This is a genomic window from Acinetobacter sp. PFS20, from assembly GCF_052261015.1.
Taxonomy (GTDB): domain Bacteria; phylum Pseudomonadota; class Gammaproteobacteria; order Pseudomonadales; family Moraxellaceae; genus Acinetobacter.
On the sequence record NZ_JBPVZE010000001.1, the window covers coordinates 1236218 to 1254840 of the forward strand.

An 18623-nucleotide genomic window follows, 5' to 3' on the forward strand; every position below is an offset into this window, starting at 1 on the left:
TAGAACATTACCATGCCTGCATATCAATTTACTGCCATTGATGCTTCAGGGAAGCAGCAAAAAGGAGTGCTTGAGGGAGACTCAGCACGCCAGATTCGCCAACAATTACGTGATAAAGCATGGACACCAATTAGTGTTGACCCTGTTGAACAAAAAGATAAACATCAGAGTCAGGGATTATTCCAAAAAAAGTTTAGTGCTTATGATTTAGCGCTCATGACCAGACAACTATCTGTTTTGGTTGCAGCGGCCATTCCTCTAGAAGAAGCTTTACGTGCGGTGAGTAGGCAAAGTGAAAAACCGCATGTGCAAAACCTTTTATTATCTGTCCGTTCTCGCGTTTTAGAGGGGCATTCACTCGCACAAGGTATGCAGCAATCTGGACGGTTTCCTGATCTTTATATCGCAACGGTCGCAGCAGGTGAGCGTTCTGGGCATTTAGATCTAATTTTAGATCAGCTTTCGGATTACACTGAAAACCGTTTTGCCATGCAAAAGAAAGTTCAGGGCGCTATGATTTACCCAATCATTTTAATGCTGATGTCTTTTGGTATTGTGATGGGTTTAATGACTTATGTTGTGCCAGAGATTGTAAAAACGTTCGACCAAAGTAAAGATGCCTTGCCGTGGATTACAGTTGCTTTAATGAAAGCCAGTGATTTTATCCGTCATGCTTGGGTGTTTATTATTATTTTTGCAGTTGTGGGAGTTGTCGCATTCGTAAGATTTTTAAAAACGACTGCTGGGCATTATGCTTTTGATCGATTAACACTCAAATTGCCATTATTCGGTAAACTGTCACGTGGTATTAATTCTGCACGATTTGCCAGTACATTATCTATTTTGACTCGTTCAGGCGTACCTTTGGTCGATGCCTTAAAGATTGGTGCAGCAGTGACCAGTAATTGGGTCATACGCGATTCAATTGCCCATGCAGCTGAGCGTGTTACTGAAGGTGGTAACTTGGGTACACAGCTTGAGCGCAGTGGTTATTTCCCACCAATGATGGTACAAATGATTCGAAGTGGTGAGGCATCAGGCGAACTGGACCGCATGTTAGAACGTGCATCGACCATGCAAGACCGTGAGGTTACAACATTTATTTCAACCTTACTGGCATTACTTGAACCACTTATGCTGGTTCTAATGGCAAGCATTGTACTGGTTATTGTAATCGCGGTTATGCTGCCAATCGTAAATATGAACAATATGATTTAATAACTTTGATATTAGAGATAATGATGAAAGTAAAAAATATTCAAAGCGAAATAGCGATGGAACAACATAGTGAATCTGCGGTTCCAAATCAGTTTGAGCCAACGTGCCATTCCGAGCATAACTCTCAATCAGATGTTTGCTCCTCAAGCACAGCTTTCGGACTTGCGGCACGTTCGAGCGGTGCTCGAATGAAACGTGCCTCAGGATTTACCCTCATTGAAGTCATGGTCGTGATTGTAATTTTAGGCGTGTTAGCAGCGTTAATCGTACCCAATGTCATGGGGCGTAGTGAAAAAGCTAAAATTGATACCACCCAAATTACATTAAAAGGTGTAGCTGGTGCTTTAGATCAGTACAAGCTTGATAACGGACATTTCCCAACCATGCAAGAAGGCGGACTAGATGCTTTAGTTAATCAACCTGCAACAGCGAAAAACTGGATGCCGGGTGGCTATGTAAAAGGTGGTTATCCTAAAGACAGTTGGAAAAACGATGTTCAATATGTAATTCCAGGGGCGGATGGTCGCGCTTTTGATTTGTATTCATTTGGCGCAGATGGCAAAGATGGTGGTGAGGGTAATGATGCGGATATTTATTATCAGCCTTAATTGAAAATATAATAGAGATTATCAATTCAGTTAAAAAGATAAACCGATAAATTCGAATTGATAATCTCTCTCAATCAGAAAAATATAATAAATATTTGAAAAATATAAATTAAAATTAATAATGATATTTGAGATTTATAATAAGAATTATTCCCATATTTAATAGTTACAAGAAAGTTAAAATGTAGAGAAAAATAAGCTATATATTTAAATAAAAGCTTTGCATAATAAATAAAAAGCACTTTATTCAATTAAAAAGGAGAGATTAAATGAAAGCATTTCTCATATTAGATGAACTGACTCAGTTTCATTGGGTAATGCTCAAGTCTGTCCTATTGATTTTGGGTTTATTGCCGCTTGCTGAATTTTCATTAAAGCTATGGCTGAGTACAGAGGGAAGTAGCCAAATTATGATTGGCTTCTTTGCATTAAGTATTGTGAGTGCATGGTTGATGGTGAGCTTCTTTACCGCATTAAAAGCGAGTGTCTGGCAAGTTAAACAAATATCTACTCAATATGAGCAATTACTGTTTAAAGCTTATCGTTATGTCCCAATGGCCTTTTTATCAAGCTTAGTTGCTTATTTATCTTTGGAACTATCTATCGCTTTTTAATGATATTTTAAAACCAGATTTTTAAATAAAACGTAGACTCAACATCTACGTTTTATTTTTTAACTGGAAATAAAAAGAGGGTGTTTCTTTATTTGTACATATTATATGCTTCAAATCAGATATTTAAGAACATGAGAAAAAGTAAATGGAACAAATCGATTGGAATGATTTTTTAAAAGTAGAGCTTCGCGTTGGTAAAATTATTGAAGCTGAGGTTTTTGAAAAGGCGCGTAAACCTGCCTATATTTTGCATGTAGACTTCGGTGAAGAATTGGGTGTGCGTAAATCAAGTGCACAGATTACCAAGCTCTATCAGCCACAAGATTTAATTGGTAAATTAGTTGTTGCTGTAGTGAATTTCCCTAAAAAACAAATAGGGCCTATTCAGTCAGAATGCTTGGTGACAGGGTTTCATAACGCAAATGGGGATGTCGCACTTTGTATCCCAGAGTTTGAAGTTCCTCTGGGTACAAAACTATTATAATTTAGCGACGTGATTTAAAAGAAACGTCAACTTTACGTGGACGATACACCCAACCTAAAATCAGCAGTAATACTGCAAATCCTAACACTGGATAATCACCTAAACGGTTATAAAGGGTTTGACCTTGCATGGCAGGTAAATCACCTCTCAAGACAAACTCTTTATCGAGCGGTGCTTGTTCAGTGATATGACCATTTTGATCAATAAAAGCTGTTACACCAGTGTTGGTTGCACGAATAAACCAACGTCCATTTTCTTTAGCACGCATCTGCACCATCTGTAAATGTTGCCACGGCCCAGCAGTACCCGTAAACCAAGCGTCATTAGATACAGTAACCAAGAAGTCGCTGTCTTCTGCATTACGTCGGGTAAGGTTCGGATAAGCCACTTCATAACAAATCGCAGCAGCAAGCGCATGTCCTTTGATCATGAGGGGTTTCTGGTTACTCTCCCCACGTGAAAAACCGCTCATGCTAATATCATTTTGCATGGCTGGTAATACCCATGAGAGTAAACCTGACAGTGGAATATATTCACCAAACGGCACAAGACGCTGCTTTTTATAGAGACCGCTTGAGTCGCTACCAGAAGCCATAATACTGTTGTAATACAGCGGGCTACCAACTTCATGAGATTTGGTAACATCCCAGTAGGGAATTCCGGTTACCCATGCAGTGTGGTTTTTTTTAGCTTGGGCATCCATTGCATCCAAAAACGGTTCAATATCAGTTTGGAAGAGTGGAATTGATGATTCAGGCCATACAATTAAGTCACGGCCCCATTCAGATTGAGTCAGACCAGCGTAAATTTCTAATGTTCTAACTTGATATTCAGTCAGCCATTTTAAATCTTGTGGAATGTTGCCTTGAATGAGCGAAACACTAAGCGGTTTGGCAGCTTTAGGTTTTACAAACTGTATATATGATGCTCCCCATGCACCCAAAACCAACAGGGCAGAAGGGATAACCCAGAAAATACGCTTGCGTAGAACTTCAACTAAAGCACATGCTAATACAATGACAACGAAGGAAATTGCGTAAATACCGAATAGAGGTGCGTAACCATCGAGTAAACGTTCAGTAAAAGCGTAACCTACAAACAGCCATGGGAAACCTGTAAATACCCAAGTTTTTGCCCACTCAAAAACAATCCAGAGTGGTGCAAAAGTCAGGGGTGTTTCAGGGAAGAAACGTCGGTAAACCCAAGTCTGAAGTGCGGTAAATAAACCCATCACAAGGGCCATAACAGCAATCATACCCACGCTTAGAACAGCATTGGTGTCGCCATATACATGGATGGAAGTGTAGAGCCAAAAAGCCCCCACAAACCATAAGCCGAAGCCATAGCTCCAACCAATAGCAAATGCTTGTTTGGCCGAACGTTTATGTAATGATGCATAGAGTAGGGCTGGAGATAAAATTGCCAACCACCACCAATAATAAGGTGCCAGTGAAAAACTGAACACGGCACCTGAAAATAAAGCAATGAGTAAAGGAAAAATTAAAGGAAGCTGTTTTTGTTGTTGCGAAGAATCTAACAGCTTTTCAAAGTATGCTCTCATTGACGTACAGCTCGAATCAGATGAATAGTGCGTGCATCTGCTTCAACGATTGTAAATAACCAATTTCCAAGCTCAACAGTTTGACCTTGTAAATCACTTACCAGACCAATCTCTTGAAGCAATAAACCGCCGACAGTTTCTACTTCATCGTCAGAAAAATCAGCATCTAAAACAGTATTAAAATGTTCGATTGGTGTAAGTGCTTGCACCATCCATGCATTTGCTACGGTATGGTCATTGTCTGGAACAATGTACTGAGCATCTTCATCAGCAGTGTCATGTTCGTCTTCGATTTCGCCAACGATCTCTTCAAGAATATCTTCAAGCGTCACAAGACCCGCTGTTGAACCATATTCATCAATCACAATAGCAATGTGAGTCTGAGTATGTTTCAACATGCGTAGTACCTGATCGGAACGTGCACTTTCTGGAACAAATAAGGGCTGACGCATAAGAACTCGAATATCAACTTTGGTATTCGGTTCGGTTAGAAACGGCAACAAATCTTTTGCGAGCAAAATCCCGACAACATTATCAGGTTGATCAGAAGAGAAGACTGGAAAGCGTGAGTGAGCAGACTCAACCAGTACATCAAGAATATCAAGTAACTGATCATCTTCTTGCAAACTGATCATTGCTGTTCGTGGTGTCATGACTTCACGAATTTTTGTAGCTGGAAGGTCAAGAACGCCTTCAAGCATGGCAACAGTATCTGGTTCTAAAAAGCGGCGTGAATTTTGGACTAATTTTAATAATTCATCACGGGTTTCTGGTGCTGTACCTAACCATTTTCGTAAGCCGCGCATTCCCCACGACGGACCTGGTTCCTCTTGCATGATCTTTCCTAAAGACTCAATCTATCAAATGAATACTTTGAATCATACCGAAGAAAAGATGCTTATGCATCTATAAAACAAGCTAAAAGACAAAACGCATATTGTTATGTAAAAGCCAGTTACAGTTAACAGCTCAGTAATTTGTTTATGCTAAAATGTGAAAATTCTATTTGTTCGAGTTTGTTATGTCAGAGCAACCCATTTCACCTACTGTACAACTCAATACGCGTGGTTTACGTTGTCCGGAACCTGTCATGATGTTGCATCAAGCCATCCGCAAATCTAAATCTGGGGATGTGGTTGAAGTCTTCGCAACAGATAATTCGACCTCGTGGGATATTCCTAAATTTTGTATGCATTTAGGCCATGAGTTGTTGTTGCAAGAAGAACGCTTAGATGAAAATGGTCATAAAGAATTTCATTATTTGGTGAAGAAAGGGTAATAGAATAATAAGGCTTCTAATAAAGACGATTAGAAGCCATTAATAATTCACATTTAATTTGAAATGATAATTTTTTACAAATAAGAATCGTTATATAATTTATAAAATTAAGTATATAAATGTCGTATAAAAATGAATGAATATTTTGTAAAACGAAGCTTATTTATTTTTCTTTGGTTTTTCTCTATTGCTGGTTTATTAAATCTAAAAACCCCTTGGTTATCTGAAACTGTTGCTACCATTATTTTAGTTACTGTTATTATTGTTGGCTCAATTCTGTTGGGCTATAGAAATACATATTTTGCTCCCAAACCAAAAATAAAGATGAGTCTGATTTTGCATACAAGATTCATGGGGTTCATGTTAATTCTTGATTTATTGTTTGGGAAATCAGTTTGGTATTTCGATTTAGCACGAAACTTTGGTTTTCTTGGCCTGTTTTTATTAGGTACATTTATTTTCTATAAAAAGAACTTCAATTTAAACGTAGCAAAAATACCGCCTTTTCAATAAGCAGATTCCAATAAAAAAGCCCCAAATAATCGGGGCTTTTTTTTATTACATATTAGGGTAATTTGGACCACCGCCACCTTCTGGCGTTACCCATGTGATGTTTTGAGATGGGTCTTTAATATCACAGGTCTTACAGTGAACACAGTTTGCTGCGTTAATCTGGAAGCGTTTAGAGCCATCATTATCTTCCATAATTTCGTAAACACCAGCAGGACAGTAGCGCTGTGCAGGCTCATCCCATTTCGGTAAGTTTACGTTCACTGGAATTGAAGGATCAGTAAGCTTCAAGTGAGCTGGCTGGTTTTCTTCATGTACAGTGTTTGAGATAAACACAGAAGATAAACGGTCAAATGTAAGCTTGCCATCCGGTTTTGGATAGTTTGGCTTAAAGCTGGTTGCATCAACAGTTTTCAATGCAGCGAAGTCTTGCTTCAAGTCATGTAAAGTGAATGGCACTTTAAAGACATTCTGGTCGATAAAGTTAAATGCACCACCAATCCATTGACCAAACTTATGCATTGCTGGACCAAAGTTACGAGAGCTGTAAAGCTCTTCTTTTAACCAGCTGTTGTTGAATTTGTCAGTGTATGAAGTTAATTCTTTAGTGAATAAATCTTCGCCTTCAGTCACACGTGCAATCGCAAGGTCACCGCCTTTTTCTACACCAGCAGCAATTGCTTCAAATACAGCTTCACCACATAACATGCCTGATTTCATGGCAGTGTGTGAGCCTTTGATTTTTGCAAAGTTTAAGAAACCTGCATCATCACCAATCAAGCAGCCGCCCGGGAAAGTCAATTTAGGCAATGAGTTGAAACCGCCTTTCACTACAGCACGTGCACCGTAAGAAATACGCTTACCACCTTCTAAATATTGTTTAATGAGTGGGTGTGTTTTCCAGCGTTGCATTTCCATGAATGGATACATGTGTGGGTTTTCGTACGACAAGTCCACGATCATACCCAAAGTCACTTGGTTGTTTTCAGCGTGGTATAACCACCAGCCACCAGAAGAAGCTGTTTCAGCCAATGGCCAGCCAGCGCCGTGCATGACTAAGCCTGGCTTATGTTTTGCTGGGTCAATTTCCCAAAGCTCTTTAATCCCGATACCGTAGTGCTGTGGATCAACATTTTTATCGAGGTTGTATTTAGCAATGAGGCGTTTGCCTAAGTGACCACGGCAACCTTCAGCAAAGAGGGTGTATTTAGCGTGAAGCTCATAGCCCGGAGTAAAGTTATGCGTTGGTTCGCCATCTTTACCAATACCCATGTCACCCGTTTGAATACCTTTTACAGTACCGTCTTCATGATAAAGCACTTCAGATGCAGCAAAGCCAGGGAAGATAGAAACTTCTAATTCTTCAGCTTTTTGACCTAACCAGCGAACCACGTTACCTAATGAGATAACATAGTTACCGTCATTGTGCATGGTTTTAGGAACCATCCAGTGAGGTACTTCTTTAGAAGTGGTGTCTGAAAGTAAGAAGAAAGTTTTGTCTTCAGTTACTGGTACGTTAAGAGGCGCGCCTTCTTCTTTCCAGTTCGGGAAAAGTTCATTGATGGCACGTGGCTCAAGCACAGCACCAGACAAGATATGCGCACCTACTTCAGAGCCTTTTTCAACTACACAAACAGAAAGATCGGGTAAGTTTTTTTCAATCGCTAATTGACGGATCTTAATCGCAGCAGACAGACCGGCAGGTCCTGCACCTACGATGACAACGTCAAACTCCATCGATTCACGTTCGATGTGTTCCATGTAGGACTCCTCAATACTTAAAGGTGGCAACCGTCATATTCAGAAATTCGGTGCTGCCGTGAGTGTTTTAATCCATAGGCGCAAATATGCTATTGTGCCTTTTATCGTTTTGGCTAGTATAGTTTTAAACCATGATCTAGCCAATTGGCTGAGTCGTCATATTTTTTCGTCAGCAAGGCATAAACTATGGTAAATCAAAATAATTCCCCATCGGATATGGGAAAAATACCGTTATCTGATGATAAAAACTTAATGAACATTGCACAATACTTAAAAGGTGTACAGCAAAGTCACAAAAGGTCAATTCCACCTTTAGAGCAGTGGCATCCAAAGCATTGCGGCAAAATGGATTTGACGGTTAAAGCCAATGGAGAATGGTGGCACGAAGGTCAATTAATTAAGCGCCAAGCCCTATTAGATCTATTTACCAAAGTCCTATGGAAAGAAGAAGGGAAATTCTACCTGAAAACCCCCGTAGAACAAATTGAAATTGAGGTTGAAGATGAACCTTTATTAGTCAATCAGGTCGATCAAGTTGAAATTTCAGGTGATCAATTTTTACAACTGACCACGACCAATCAAGATGTGATTTTGGTTGATGCCGAACATCCAATTTTTATGCGTGAATATGCAGGGGAGTTACGTCCTTATGTGCATGTCCGATTTGGTATTAATGCGCTTATTCAACGCCAGTCTTTTTATCACTTAGTGAACTATGGAACACTCATCGAAAAAGAGAATGGTGAAACCGTTTTAGAGTTAAAAAGTGGTAATTTGCTCTTGCAATTAGGCACTTGAGGTTTAAGCTTTAGGAAGTGAAATTTTCTGACACTTCAGTACAGCTATGACCGCCATACAACCCCTATTTACCGATCTAGAACCTATGCCTAAAGCATCAGCAGATGCCCCAATTGGTATTTTTGATTCGGGAATTGGGGGAATGTCTGTTGCAGCAGAAATAGCTAGATATTTGCCGAATGAACGCATTGTGTATTATGCCGACACAGCCTACGTTCCTTATGGCCCACGTTCTGATGAAGAAATTAGAGAGCTCACAGCTCGCGCAGTCGATTGGTTATACCGCCAAGGTTGTAAAATTGCAGTGGTTGCCTGTAATACAGCTTCCGCATTTAGCCTTGATCATTTGCGTGAGCATTATGGTGAGCACTTTCCAATCGTAGGGTTAGTTCCAGCATTAAAACCTGCCGTATTACAGACACGTTCTAAAGTGGTTGCTGTGTTGGCGACACCTGCTACTTTTCGTGGGCAACTCATTAAAGATGTTGTCGAGAAGTTTGCTGTTCCGGCGGGTGTTAAAGTGATGACCTTAACCAGCCTTGAACTTGTTCCTTGTGTAGAAGCAGGACAGCAAATGGGAGAGGCATGTTTAACGGCATTAAAAGCGGTTTTACAGCCTGCTGCTGAGCAAGGTGCAGACTATTTAGTGCTCGGTTGTACGCATTATCCTTTCTTAAATGAAGCAATTCATCATCTTTTTGATAACCAATTCACACTGGTTGATTCGGGATTCGCAGTTGCCCGACAAACAGCCCGTATTTTAATAAAAAATGCGTTATTATGTGACCAAATAGGTCAGAATGTTGCACGTATTGAATGTTACGTCAGCGGAAATAATGCTGATGCACTGCAACCTGTTTTACAACATATGATTCCACAAGAGTTAACTTGGACACTTTATAATCTGAATTGATCTTTTAGCATCATTTAGAAAATAGTGTTTTTTTATATTTATTATTTTATTTGGGGCGGTTCATGATCTTGGCTGATTTTAAGTCATGTACAGATCGTGGGGCGAAAGGGTATTGTTATGCTCGATACACGCTATCAGATTTTTATTTCAACGTCTGGCCGCGATATGCAGCCAGAGCGAATGGTTTTATCTCAAACCTTGGTGGGGATGGGTTTCTTTGCTTGGGGACTAGAACATCGAACACCTTTAACAACCACACTTGCACGTCGACAAATTGATGAATGTGATTATGTAATCTTACTTCTAGGAAGTCAGTATGGAGAACAATCGATTTCTGGTGTGAGTTATCTGTCTTTAGAATATGAATACGCGTTAAGTCAGGCTAAACCTATTATTGTGTTCATGCATGAACAGCCTGAAAGCCGCGAAATAGATTTACAAGAAACACATCCACAACTTAAAGATAAATTTCTCGCATTTAGAAAAAAGTTATTACACGAAGCAAAGCATATTTTTTACTTTAAAACTCCACGTGAATTGGAGTTGGCTGTCCGTTTAAATATTCCTTTAATGGTTGAGCAACATATGGGACAAGGTTGGGTTCCTGCTCATCAAGCTCAGCAGTTAGAAGATGAAATTAGACTCTTAAGAAGTAAAATTTTGCATTTAGAACAGCGAGTAACTGAGCCATCAATACAGTTAAAGGAAGTTGCACCGCAAGATATTTTTGCATTTGAATATCAGATTCAAGCATTTCAGGATGGCAACTTTAAAGAGCTTAAACGACAGAGACAAATGACATGGTCTCAGTTGTTGAGCGTGCTGGCAAAACGCTTTGAAACAGCTGTGCCAGAAGAGAATTTTGGAATTTGTCTGAATGAATATTTAAATCAGGCAGGCTTAGAAGATGCTCGTCAGGAATTACCTCGTGCACATGCAGTGGCTGGTGCACAGATTAATCATAAAGCGCTGTTTCGAATTAAAAATCAAATGCAATCACAAGGCTGGATTGTCCCAACACAAATTGAGCAATCATATGGCCTTTGGAAACTAACCACTAAAGCTCAAAAGATATTGCTTAGTTATAAATGGAATCATCGAGGCGTTCGATTAAAAGCTTAGAGCGATTCAATTTATATATGACACTGAAAACTGTTACATTAGTGTCATAAGATGAACTGAAAGGCATTTACACATGTCGTTTGAACAAAAACCGAAAGTTACTGTCATTTTAGCGAATTTAGGCACACCAGATGAGGCGACTGTGCCTGCGGTGCGCCGTTTTTTAAAGCAGTTTTTATCTGATTCACGCGTGATCGAAATACCGAAACTGATCTGGTGGATTATTTTAAATCTGTTCGTTTTACCTTTTCGCCCGAAAAGAGTAGCGCATGCCTATGCTTCGGTATGGTCAGCAGATTCGCCAATGCGCGAAATTGTGTTTGAACAAACCAAACGTGTGCAGGCTTATTTAGAGCAAGAAAATAAACAGTTTGATTTAACCGTTTTACCCGCAATGACTTATGGTAATCCGGGTATTGATGCAGTTTTAGAAAAATTGGCGACGAACCCACAAGAGCATGTCATCTTATTGCCTTTATTTCCTCAATATTCTGCAACGTCTACTGCGCCGTTATACGATGCATTTGCCAAGTGGATTCCAGCTCAGCGGAACTTGCCGGGTCTGACCATTATTAAAGACTATTATCAGCATCCTATGTTTATTCAAGCATTGGCAGAAAGCGTTTTAGCCTACCAAGAGCAGCACGGTAAACCTCAAAAACTGTTGATGTCATTTCACGGTATTCCACAGCCGTATGCAGATAAAGGCGACCCTTATGCAGACCGTTGTCGTATTACAGCAAAGTTAGTCGCTGAAGCCTTACATTTAAAAGATGATGAATGGGCAATTAGTTTCCAATCACGTTTTGGAAAACAAGAATGGGTTAAACCTTATACAGACCAGCTTTTACAAGATTGGGCGAAGCAAGGCGTTAAGTCTGTTCAGGTATTAAGCCCAGCTTTTTCTGCCGATTGTTTAGAAACACTTGAAGAGTTAGCCATTCAAAACGCTGAGTTATTTCAAGAAGCAGGTGGTGGTAGCTATGCTTATATTCCAGCTTTAAATAGCGATCAGGCTCATATTGATTTGCTTGCAGGTTTAGTTCAGGCTAATCTTGATGCCCTTACCCATACCTTAGCCCACCGTTAATTGCGTTTTAGCCAGAGGTTCTTATGCTGCAAGTCAAAATTGTTCCCGTTACTGCATTTGCTCAAAACTGTTCCCTTGTTTGGGACAGTGAAACGAAAGAAGCAGTTTTGATTGATGCAGGTGGCGATGCTGCAGTTTTGAAAAAAGAAGTAGAAGCCTTAGGTTTAAAAGTGAAGGCTTTGTGGCTAACTCATGGGCATTTAGATCATGCGGGAGCGGTAGGCGAGCTTGCCAAAGAATGGAGCGTTCCGGTTATTGGTCCGCATAAAGAAGACCAGTTCTGGCTAGATATGATTCAGGAAGTATCAGCACGTTATGGCTTTCCAATTCCACAACCTGTCAAAGTCGATCAATGGCTCGAAGGCGGTGAAGTGCTAAAACTGGGTGAAGATGAGTTTGAGGTACGTTTTGCCCCAGGGCATACGCCAGGTCACGTAGTTTTCTATAATAAAAATCATGGCTTGCTTTGGACTGGTGATGTCTTGTTTAAAGGCTCGATTGGCAGAACAGACTTCCCGCGTGGTAATCACGATCAGTTGATTGAATCGATTAAACGTGAGTGTTTTAGTTTGCCAGATGATACTCAGTTTATTTCTGGACATGGTCCAATGAGTACCATTGGCTATGAAAAGCAATTTAACCCGTTTGTCGCGGGTAAAGCAGGTTAATCCTCATAATCATCTTCATTTTGACTACCCTTGTTTTGCTGAGGAGCATCTTGGGTAGGCAGTCTATATTCATCATTTGCCCAAGCACCTAAATCAATTAATTTACAACGCTCTGAACAAAATGGACGAAATTCATTGCCTTCCCAAACACTTGGTTCACCACAACGTGGGCAGGGAAATGTACGTGGCATAAAGCGATATCCTCAAAGTGAAGAGAAATAGATTAGGCAAAAGTCAGGTGACTTGTTAGACTTATGCCGATTTTTATTTAGTTTGATGTGATTATGCCGATTCGTCAATTTCAAGCACAACGTATGCAAGCGCCTCGCGATTTTACTCCAATTGAAAATACCCCAATTTGTGTAGAAATTGGAGCGGGCAAGGGTAAACATGCTTTGCTTTTTAGTGGGCAACAGCCACAGCACACGTTGTATGCGATTGAACGAACCCGAGAAAAATTCTTGGCAATGCAAAAGCAGCATGGTTTAGAACCAAGAGATAACTTGGTGCCTGTACATGCAGATGCTTTACCTTGGGTAGTGTATGCTTTGCATCCTGCTCAAGTTGAACATTTCTTTATTCTCTACCCAAATCCAGAACCACATAATCCAGCACAGCGCTGGTTGAATATGCCATTTTTTGAGTTCTTAATCTCGCGTCTGCAAACAGGTGGAACCATTACTCTGGCAAGTAATATTCCCGAATATATTGAAGAGGCAGAGCAGCAGTTATTAAATATATGGAAGCTGCCTTATCAAAAAGAAAAAATTGCCCAAACCTCTGCACGTACTCATTTTGAGATTAAGTATTTAGAGCGTGGTGAGCTTTGCCAGCAACTCATTATGACCAAGCCTGAGAATTATAAAACTCGATTTGATGAGTTCGCGCCATTGCAAGGGCAAACACATGGCGAATAAGCGGGTTGCCATTATTGGGGCAGGCCCAGCAGGTCTTATGGCTGCTGAGGTGCTTAGCCAATACGCTTATGATATTGATGTCTATGAACAAAAACCTTCAGCGGCACGCAAGTTTTTGATGGCAGGTAAAACGGGCTTAAATATCTCACATGCTGAACCTTTAGCCCAGTTCATTGAACGTTATGATCATGTAGAATGGCTCAAACCGTGGGTTGAAAAATGGGATGCACTCTGGATTCAAAGCTGGATGAAAAGTCTGGGAATTGAATCTTATGTGGGCACTTCAGGTCGCATTTTTCCTGTCGAAATGAAAGCGGCACCTTTACTGCGTGCTTGGCTAAAACGCTTGGCAGAGCAACAAGTTAAATTCTTTTATCGTCATCGTTGTATTAATTTACAAAGTACAACGGTGACTTTAGAAAACCAAAATAATCAAAGCAGCGAGACTTTTACCCAGCAATATGATGCAGTCGTGTTGGCTTGTGGTGCGGTGTCGTGGTCACAATTAGGTAGTGATGGTGCATGGCAGCAATGGGTTAATCAATCTGATATTGAGCCTTTCCAGCCAAGTAATGCAGGGGTATTGCAGGCTTGGTCAGCTTTTATGGAAAGCTGTTTTGGTGAACCTTTAAAGCGTATCAATGCGTGGGTTGAGCCGAGCCAAGTTACTCATGGCGATATTGTGATTACTCACTATGGTTTAGAGAGTGGCGTTATTTATAAACTTGGACGTGCCTTAAGAGAACAACAAAAACAAGGAAAAAGCTTAAATCTATTTTTGGATTTATTGCCCGATGTAGAGTTATCCCAGTTAATTAAAAAATTACAGGCTGGTAAAAAACAATCGCTCACCAATATCTGGCGTAAAGCAGGCTTAGATACAGCTAAAATTAACTTAATTAGAGAAGTCGTTGATAAAGCGTTATGGAGCCAACCAGAGACTATGGCTCAGCAAATTAAAGCACTTCAAATCAAGTTAGATGGCTTTAGACCTATTGAGGAAGCGATTAGCTGTGCTGGTGGTGTTAAGCAAAAAGCATTAACTGAGAACTTGAGCCTTAAACAAATCTCAGGTGTGTTTTGTTGTGGTGAAATGTTGGATTGGGATGCTCCTACGGGCGGATATTTACTTACAGCATGCTTTGCTACAGGGCGAGCGGCTGGTGAAGGCGTGCATTTATTCTTAGAAAAATAACAGCGAATTTGGTGCTATTTTTGATATGTGAAAAGTGTTATTTTTGAGCGATCAATAATAATAGGATTTACGAGAACATGTCTCAAGCATCACCAGTTTATCAAGGAAGTTGTTTGTGCCAAGGTATTCGCTATGAAATTAAAGGCGATATCGGGGATATCATTCAATGCCATTGTCAACGTTGCCGAAAATCCAATGGAACAGCATTTGCCACGAATGCTCCTGTTAAAAGTACAGATTTTAAAATTACCCAAGGTGAAAACTTAGTCAAAAAATTCGCTGTGGAAGGTGTATACCGCTGGTTCTGTAGCGAATGTGGTTCACCTTTGATTAGCTCGCGTGATGCGCAGCCTGAACTGTATCGTGTAAGAATTGGGACACTGGATACACCATTAGACCAAAAGCCGACAATGCATATTTTTGCTGCTTCAAAAGCAGAGTGGGAAAGCATTTGTGACGATTTACCGCAATACGATGAACGTCCATGATTTTACAAAGTATGTTTAAATCAAATTAAAGATGATCTAATATACTTAAAACGGGGAGATGGCATTCCTCCCCTGGAAAACCGCCCTATTGGCTAATGATGCCTACGTTACCCTCATGTATTTATATATCGCTGGGTACGTAGATTATTGCGTACTCTGGTTATTTTGGAGTACGCCATGTCATATTTTCCTTCATTATTTTTTGCTCTTTTAGCGTCTATCTAAAGGGGTGGTCTTATGTATTATTCTCTACTTTCAATTGCTTTAGGCTCAGTTCTAGGGGCGTGGTTACGTTGGTTTTTAGGTTTAAAACTTAACCCGATTTACCCGCAAATTCCGCTCGGTACTGTCACTGTTAATTTGGTCGGTGGTTTTATTATTGGTTTTGCGATTGCCTACTTTTCTCAAAGTGATTTAAGCCCGAACTATAAACTTTTTGTGATTACTGGTTTTTGTGGTGCTTTAACTACCTTTTCAACGTTCTCCATTGAGATTGTGACTTTATTACAAAGTGGTAAGTTGGGAATGGCGATGTTGGGAATTTCCATTCATTTAATTGGGTCGTTAATTTTTACGTGTTTGGGGTTGGCGACTTATTATTGGGTAGCGGGACATTGAGTGTTTGTTTTGGTTGAAAGGTTTACTGCTGAGTCTTTTCAATAAAGTTTTATGTCTGGGTTAGCCGTCGGCTCGACCTACTTTTGTTTTGGCAAAAGTAGGCAAAACCATTTTCATCAACAGAACCTGTTATCTGTTTACAATTATCAAATATGTCGCAAAAATATTATATAGCTGATTTGAGTCAGGCTGTTGATGACTTCCCGAGTATCGAATATAAGAGATAGATCAAATAATTTAATTAATAATTAGTCATTTACTATCGTGATAGACGGCATGGATGCCGTCGTTTCGCTGTGCTACATGGATGTAGCATCAGCGGAACAAAGGGTTTTGTCACTTTTGCCCTCAAAAGTGAGGCATTGCCTAATAACAGACTTTAGAAAATCTCATAATTTGAGGCTGTGCTAAAAAAATGATTAAGCTTTTTCAGTTAAAGCTTGACCTTCAAACTTCACACCATCCCAACCATTTTGCATAAACTGACGAATATTTTGATGGTCAGTGCCCTCAGGCGTAGCCAATACAGATGCGTAGTGTTCTGCAAATAAAATTAAAGTTTGAGCTTGGTCTAAACCTTGTAACTTGGCAAAAGAGAAAACTTTCGCACTGCCTTGATTTTCAGTTGCAGCGTTATGCTGTGCGCCATTTTGAAAAGCTGTCGGGGTATGTTGGTAACGTGCTTCAATATGAGCTAAAACGTCTGAAAATTTTGCTGTGCCTGCTTGTAATTGGGCAAGTAACTCTTGTGCCATTATCTTAAATTTCCTATCAAATGAGGGTTTAAGCATAGCATCGAATAGCAACTTTGAAAGCTCGGCGAATGCAAAAAAAAAATGGGTTGTGGGAAAAATAAGAAGAGTTTTTATACAAGTTGTGGATAAGTTCTCTTTTATACACAACATAAAAAGATCGAAAAAATACACATAAAAAAAGAAGCCTAAGTGGAGGAGATAGTCTTAGGCTTCCAATGATTTAAGTGTATTGGTCAAATCTTAACGTAAGATTAACTCTTACGATTAAAGCGAGCGAAGCGTTTATTGAAGGTTGCAACGCGGCCTTCGTTACTTGCTTGACGTACTTCACCTGTGTAGAAAGGGTGAGATGCACTTGAAATATCAAGGGTTACATAAGGATAGACTTTTCCTTGATATTCTTTGGTTTGTTTAGACTGAAGGGTACTACCAATTAAGAAGTACACATCTGCATTGGTGTCATGAAATAACACTTGTTGATAAGCAGGATGAATATCTTTACGCATGAGAGATTGTCCTAAATTATTTTTGATTAAAGAAATGTTATAACATAACAATTAAAAAGTCAATGTAACCCTACAAGGCTACATTGATCAGTAAATTAAGTTAGTTAGAAGGTGGGACAAGCTCTTCAAATAGACCGTTCAGATTGTCATGTACTTTTAAGTGAATGAGGTTCCAGTAGTGTCCTGAAATGGTTCTGTTGACCATCAAAGTGTCTGGTGAAGGCTTAAAGACATCCCAGTACTTCAAAGATTTTTTCACAAGCAACATGCCATCATGATGTGATGAGTTCTCGGCAAAATCATAAGTGGTGGTAAGCGGGCGTAATAACACTTCAATCCAGAGTTTATATAGATCAGTCGGGAATTTACCTTTTTCAGAAATTGAATGTAGCTCAAGTAACTCAGTTTCAATCAAATCAATATTTTCATGGCGAGCTGCATTTACTAAACATTTAAAGTGCTGCACGATTTCGTTTGAAAGCGTTTTAACACTGCCATAGTCATAAATAATGACACTACCGTCTTGGCGGAAGGCAAAGTTACCCGGATGAGGGTCACAGTGAAAACGTTTTAGAAAGAACATTTCCTGACCTAAAGCACGAATCAAACGACGTCCAATCGTATTTCGAATTTCAATAGGCCATGCACTGGCAGTTTCAATACTGTCACCTTGTTCGAGGCTCAAAGTTAAAATACGCCGCGAAGAGTAATCTTTATAAACGGTCGGGATGATGATTTTGTCATCTAACTGGCTATGAAAGGTTTTAAAAACTTCAAGGTTTTGAGCCTCGATTTCATAGTTAAGCTCTGCTGAAAGACTATCTTGAATTTCTGCAAAAAGCTGATCTTGTAGCTTTTTATCAATTTTAAGTACACCCATTAAACGCAGTGCTAAACGCACTTGTTTTAAGTCACTTTCACAGGCTTCATCAACACCCGGATATTGAACCTTAACCACAACTTGCTCACCGCTAGGCAGCACAGCTTTATGAACTTGGCCAATTGAAGCAGCTGCAAAAGGTTCTTGATCAAAAGATTTAAAGGCAACATTGAGCGGTTTTCCAAGCTCACGTTCAACTTGTTGCTGAATGGCAGCAAAAGGCATGGCTGGAGCTTGGCGTTGTAACTTTGAAATTGCTTTAGCGACTTCGGGTGGGAAAATATCTTTATATTGAGATGCAATTTGGCCGACTTTCATGACGGCACCTTTCATTTCACCTAAGGTGTCGGCAATTTGCAAACCAATATCCTGAAATAACTTGGTTTTTGAAGCCAGCTTTTGCTCTTCATCTGCGGTCAAGTTTCGAATCGAGTTAGAAACGGTTTTCGTTGCAATGCTCGCGGTCATTCCTGCAAGTTTCATAAATCGTTTGCCGGGTGAACTTGCATTCTTTGCCATATCTTCGATACCTCATTGACTACAACATAATATTGCCTAGTTTTGATCATAGGTGACTAAGCTTAAAAAGCCTATATGAAATTGTTTATCTCATGTAAGAAAATTTTCGAAAAACAAAA

22 protein-coding genes and 1 riboswitch are annotated in these 18623 nt (G+C 39.8%); of the genes, 15 read left to right on the forward strand and 7 right to left on the reverse strand.

Annotation, left to right across the window (positions count from 1 at the left end; all coding sequences use genetic code 11):
• The first annotated feature begins 12 nt into the window (after positions 1 to 12).
• From gspF to ACS125_RS05875, 4 genes are all read left to right on the forward strand, one after another.
• On the forward strand, positions 13 to 1218 hold the full coding sequence (gene gspF / locus ACS125_RS05860; protein WP_004794948.1) for a type II secretion system inner membrane protein GspF: 1206 nt from the start codon (positions 13 to 15) through the stop codon (positions 1216 to 1218).
• A 23-nt stretch (positions 1219 to 1241) separates the two neighbouring features.
• Positions 1242 to 1826 carry a type II secretion system major pseudopilin GspG gene (gene gspG, locus ACS125_RS05865; protein ID WP_004794946.1) on the forward strand — a complete coding sequence of 195 codons (585 nt, stop codon included), beginning with the start codon at positions 1242 to 1244 and terminating at the stop codon, positions 1824 to 1826.
• A 269-nt stretch (positions 1827 to 2095) separates the two neighbouring features.
• Positions 2096 to 2440, forward strand: coding sequence for a hypothetical protein (locus tag ACS125_RS05870; RefSeq protein ID WP_443271026.1), 345 nt, complete (start codon positions 2096 to 2098; stop codon positions 2438 to 2440).
• 145 nt (positions 2441 to 2585) lie between these two features.
• Positions 2586 to 2924 (forward strand): tRNA-binding protein, encoded by a 339-nt coding sequence (locus ACS125_RS05875; protein ID WP_443271028.1) that lies wholly within the window; start codon positions 2586 to 2588, stop codon positions 2922 to 2924.
• A gap of 1 nt (position 2925) precedes the next feature.
• Here ACS125_RS05875 and lnt read toward each other — a convergent pair whose 3' ends face one another.
• Together lnt and ACS125_RS05885 are read right to left on the reverse strand one after the other, a co-directional pair.
• Positions 2926 to 4485, reverse strand: a complete 1560-nt coding sequence (gene lnt, locus ACS125_RS05880; RefSeq protein WP_238612056.1) for an apolipoprotein N-acyltransferase — start codon at positions 4483 to 4485, stop codon at positions 2926 to 2928.
• Positions 4482 to 5321 carry an HlyC/CorC family transporter gene (locus tag ACS125_RS05885; protein ID WP_009393056.1) on the reverse strand — a complete coding sequence of 280 codons (840 nt, stop codon included), beginning with the start codon at positions 5319 to 5321 and terminating at the stop codon, positions 4482 to 4484. The genes lnt and ACS125_RS05885 overlap by 4 nt, the downstream gene beginning before the upstream one ends.
• Positions 5322 to 5506: 185 nt before the next feature.
• Between ACS125_RS05885 and tusA the strand changes: the two genes are divergently transcribed.
• Positions 5507 to 5764: a sulfurtransferase TusA gene (gene tusA / locus ACS125_RS05890; protein ID WP_002053527.1), complete on the forward strand. Its 258-nt coding sequence runs from the start codon at positions 5507 to 5509 to the stop codon at positions 5762 to 5764.
• 132 nt (positions 5765 to 5896) lie between these two features.
• Positions 5897 to 6277: a hypothetical protein gene (locus ACS125_RS05895; RefSeq protein ID WP_443271032.1), complete on the forward strand. Its 381-nt coding sequence runs from the start codon at positions 5897 to 5899 to the stop codon at positions 6275 to 6277.
• A 45-nt stretch (positions 6278 to 6322) separates the two neighbouring features.
• On the opposite strand, the gene ACS125_RS05900 is transcribed toward ACS125_RS05895, so the two are convergent.
• Positions 6323 to 8035, reverse strand: coding sequence for an electron transfer flavoprotein-ubiquinone oxidoreductase (locus ACS125_RS05900; RefSeq protein ID WP_174731196.1), 1713 nt, complete (start codon positions 8033 to 8035; stop codon positions 6323 to 6325).
• Positions 8036 to 8221: 186 nt separating this feature from the next.
• Between ACS125_RS05900 and ACS125_RS05905 the strand changes: the two genes are divergently transcribed.
• The 5 genes from ACS125_RS05905 to ACS125_RS05925 all read left to right on the forward strand — a co-directional run bounded on the left by ACS125_RS05905 (position 8222) and on the right by ACS125_RS05925 (position 12626).
• On the forward strand, positions 8222 to 8833 hold the full coding sequence (locus tag ACS125_RS05905; RefSeq protein ID WP_004794931.1) for a DUF1285 domain-containing protein: 612 nt from the start codon (positions 8222 to 8224) through the stop codon (positions 8831 to 8833).
• A gap of 46 nt (positions 8834 to 8879) precedes the next feature.
• A complete protein-coding gene (gene murI, locus ACS125_RS05910; protein WP_443271035.1) occupies positions 8880 to 9746 on the forward strand; it encodes a glutamate racemase in 867 nt (288 codons plus the stop codon).
• 117 nt (positions 9747 to 9863) lie between these two features.
• Positions 9864 to 10868 carry a DUF4062 domain-containing protein gene (locus ACS125_RS05915; RefSeq protein ID WP_443271037.1) on the forward strand — a complete coding sequence of 335 codons (1005 nt, stop codon included), beginning with the start codon at positions 9864 to 9866 and terminating at the stop codon, positions 10866 to 10868.
• 73 nt (positions 10869 to 10941) lie between these two features.
• Complete coding sequence (gene hemH, locus ACS125_RS05920) at positions 10942 to 11958, forward strand: ferrochelatase (protein ID WP_174758833.1); 1017 nt, start codon at positions 10942 to 10944, stop codon at positions 11956 to 11958.
• A 23-nt stretch (positions 11959 to 11981) separates the two neighbouring features.
• Positions 11982 to 12626, forward strand: coding sequence for an MBL fold metallo-hydrolase (locus ACS125_RS05925; protein ID WP_005045031.1), 645 nt, complete (start codon positions 11982 to 11984; stop codon positions 12624 to 12626).
• Here the strand turns inward: ACS125_RS05925 and ACS125_RS05930 are convergent.
• Positions 12623 to 12817 (reverse strand): DNA gyrase inhibitor YacG, encoded by a 195-nt coding sequence (locus ACS125_RS05930; protein ID WP_004794921.1) that lies wholly within the window; start codon positions 12815 to 12817, stop codon positions 12623 to 12625. The genes ACS125_RS05925 and ACS125_RS05930 overlap by 4 nt on opposite strands.
• An 87-nt stretch (positions 12818 to 12904) precedes the next feature.
• Between ACS125_RS05930 and ACS125_RS05935 the strand changes: the two genes are divergently transcribed.
• From ACS125_RS05935 to crcB, 4 genes are all read left to right on the forward strand, one after another.
• Positions 12905 to 13543, forward strand: coding sequence for an SAM-dependent methyltransferase (locus ACS125_RS05935; protein ID WP_174758832.1), 639 nt, complete (start codon positions 12905 to 12907; stop codon positions 13541 to 13543).
• Complete coding sequence (locus tag ACS125_RS05940; protein ID WP_443271040.1) at positions 13533 to 14738, forward strand: TIGR03862 family flavoprotein; 1206 nt, start codon at positions 13533 to 13535, stop codon at positions 14736 to 14738. Before ACS125_RS05935 ends, ACS125_RS05940 begins: the two co-directional genes overlap by 11 nt.
• Positions 14739 to 14815: 77 nt before the next feature.
• On the forward strand, positions 14816 to 15226 hold the full coding sequence (locus ACS125_RS05945; protein WP_151766763.1) for a GFA family protein: 411 nt from the start codon (positions 14816 to 14818) through the stop codon (positions 15224 to 15226).
• Between the two features lie 45 nt (positions 15227 to 15271).
• Positions 15272 to 15338, forward strand: a riboswitch (Fluoride riboswitch).
• Positions 15339 to 15463: 125 nt separating this feature from the next.
• Positions 15464 to 15844 (forward strand): fluoride efflux transporter CrcB, encoded by a 381-nt coding sequence (gene crcB, locus ACS125_RS05950; protein ID WP_057105397.1) that lies wholly within the window; start codon positions 15464 to 15466, stop codon positions 15842 to 15844.
• A 419-nt stretch (positions 15845 to 16263) separates the two neighbouring features.
• Here crcB and ACS125_RS05955 read toward each other — a convergent pair whose 3' ends face one another.
• From ACS125_RS05955 to ACS125_RS05965, 3 genes are all read right to left on the reverse strand, one after another.
• On the reverse strand, positions 16264 to 16599 hold the full coding sequence (locus tag ACS125_RS05955; RefSeq protein ID WP_443271043.1) for a HopJ type III effector protein: 336 nt from the start codon (positions 16597 to 16599) through the stop codon (positions 16264 to 16266).
• A gap of 251 nt (positions 16600 to 16850) precedes the next feature.
• Complete coding sequence (locus ACS125_RS05960) at positions 16851 to 17105, reverse strand: type B 50S ribosomal protein L31 (RefSeq protein ID WP_005301976.1); 255 nt, start codon at positions 17103 to 17105, stop codon at positions 16851 to 16853.
• A 100-nt stretch (positions 17106 to 17205) separates the two neighbouring features.
• Positions 17206 to 18504, reverse strand: a complete 1299-nt coding sequence (locus tag ACS125_RS05965; protein ID WP_443271045.1) for an ABC1 kinase family protein — start codon at positions 18502 to 18504, stop codon at positions 17206 to 17208.
• Between the last annotated feature and the right edge of the window lie 119 nt (positions 18505 to 18623).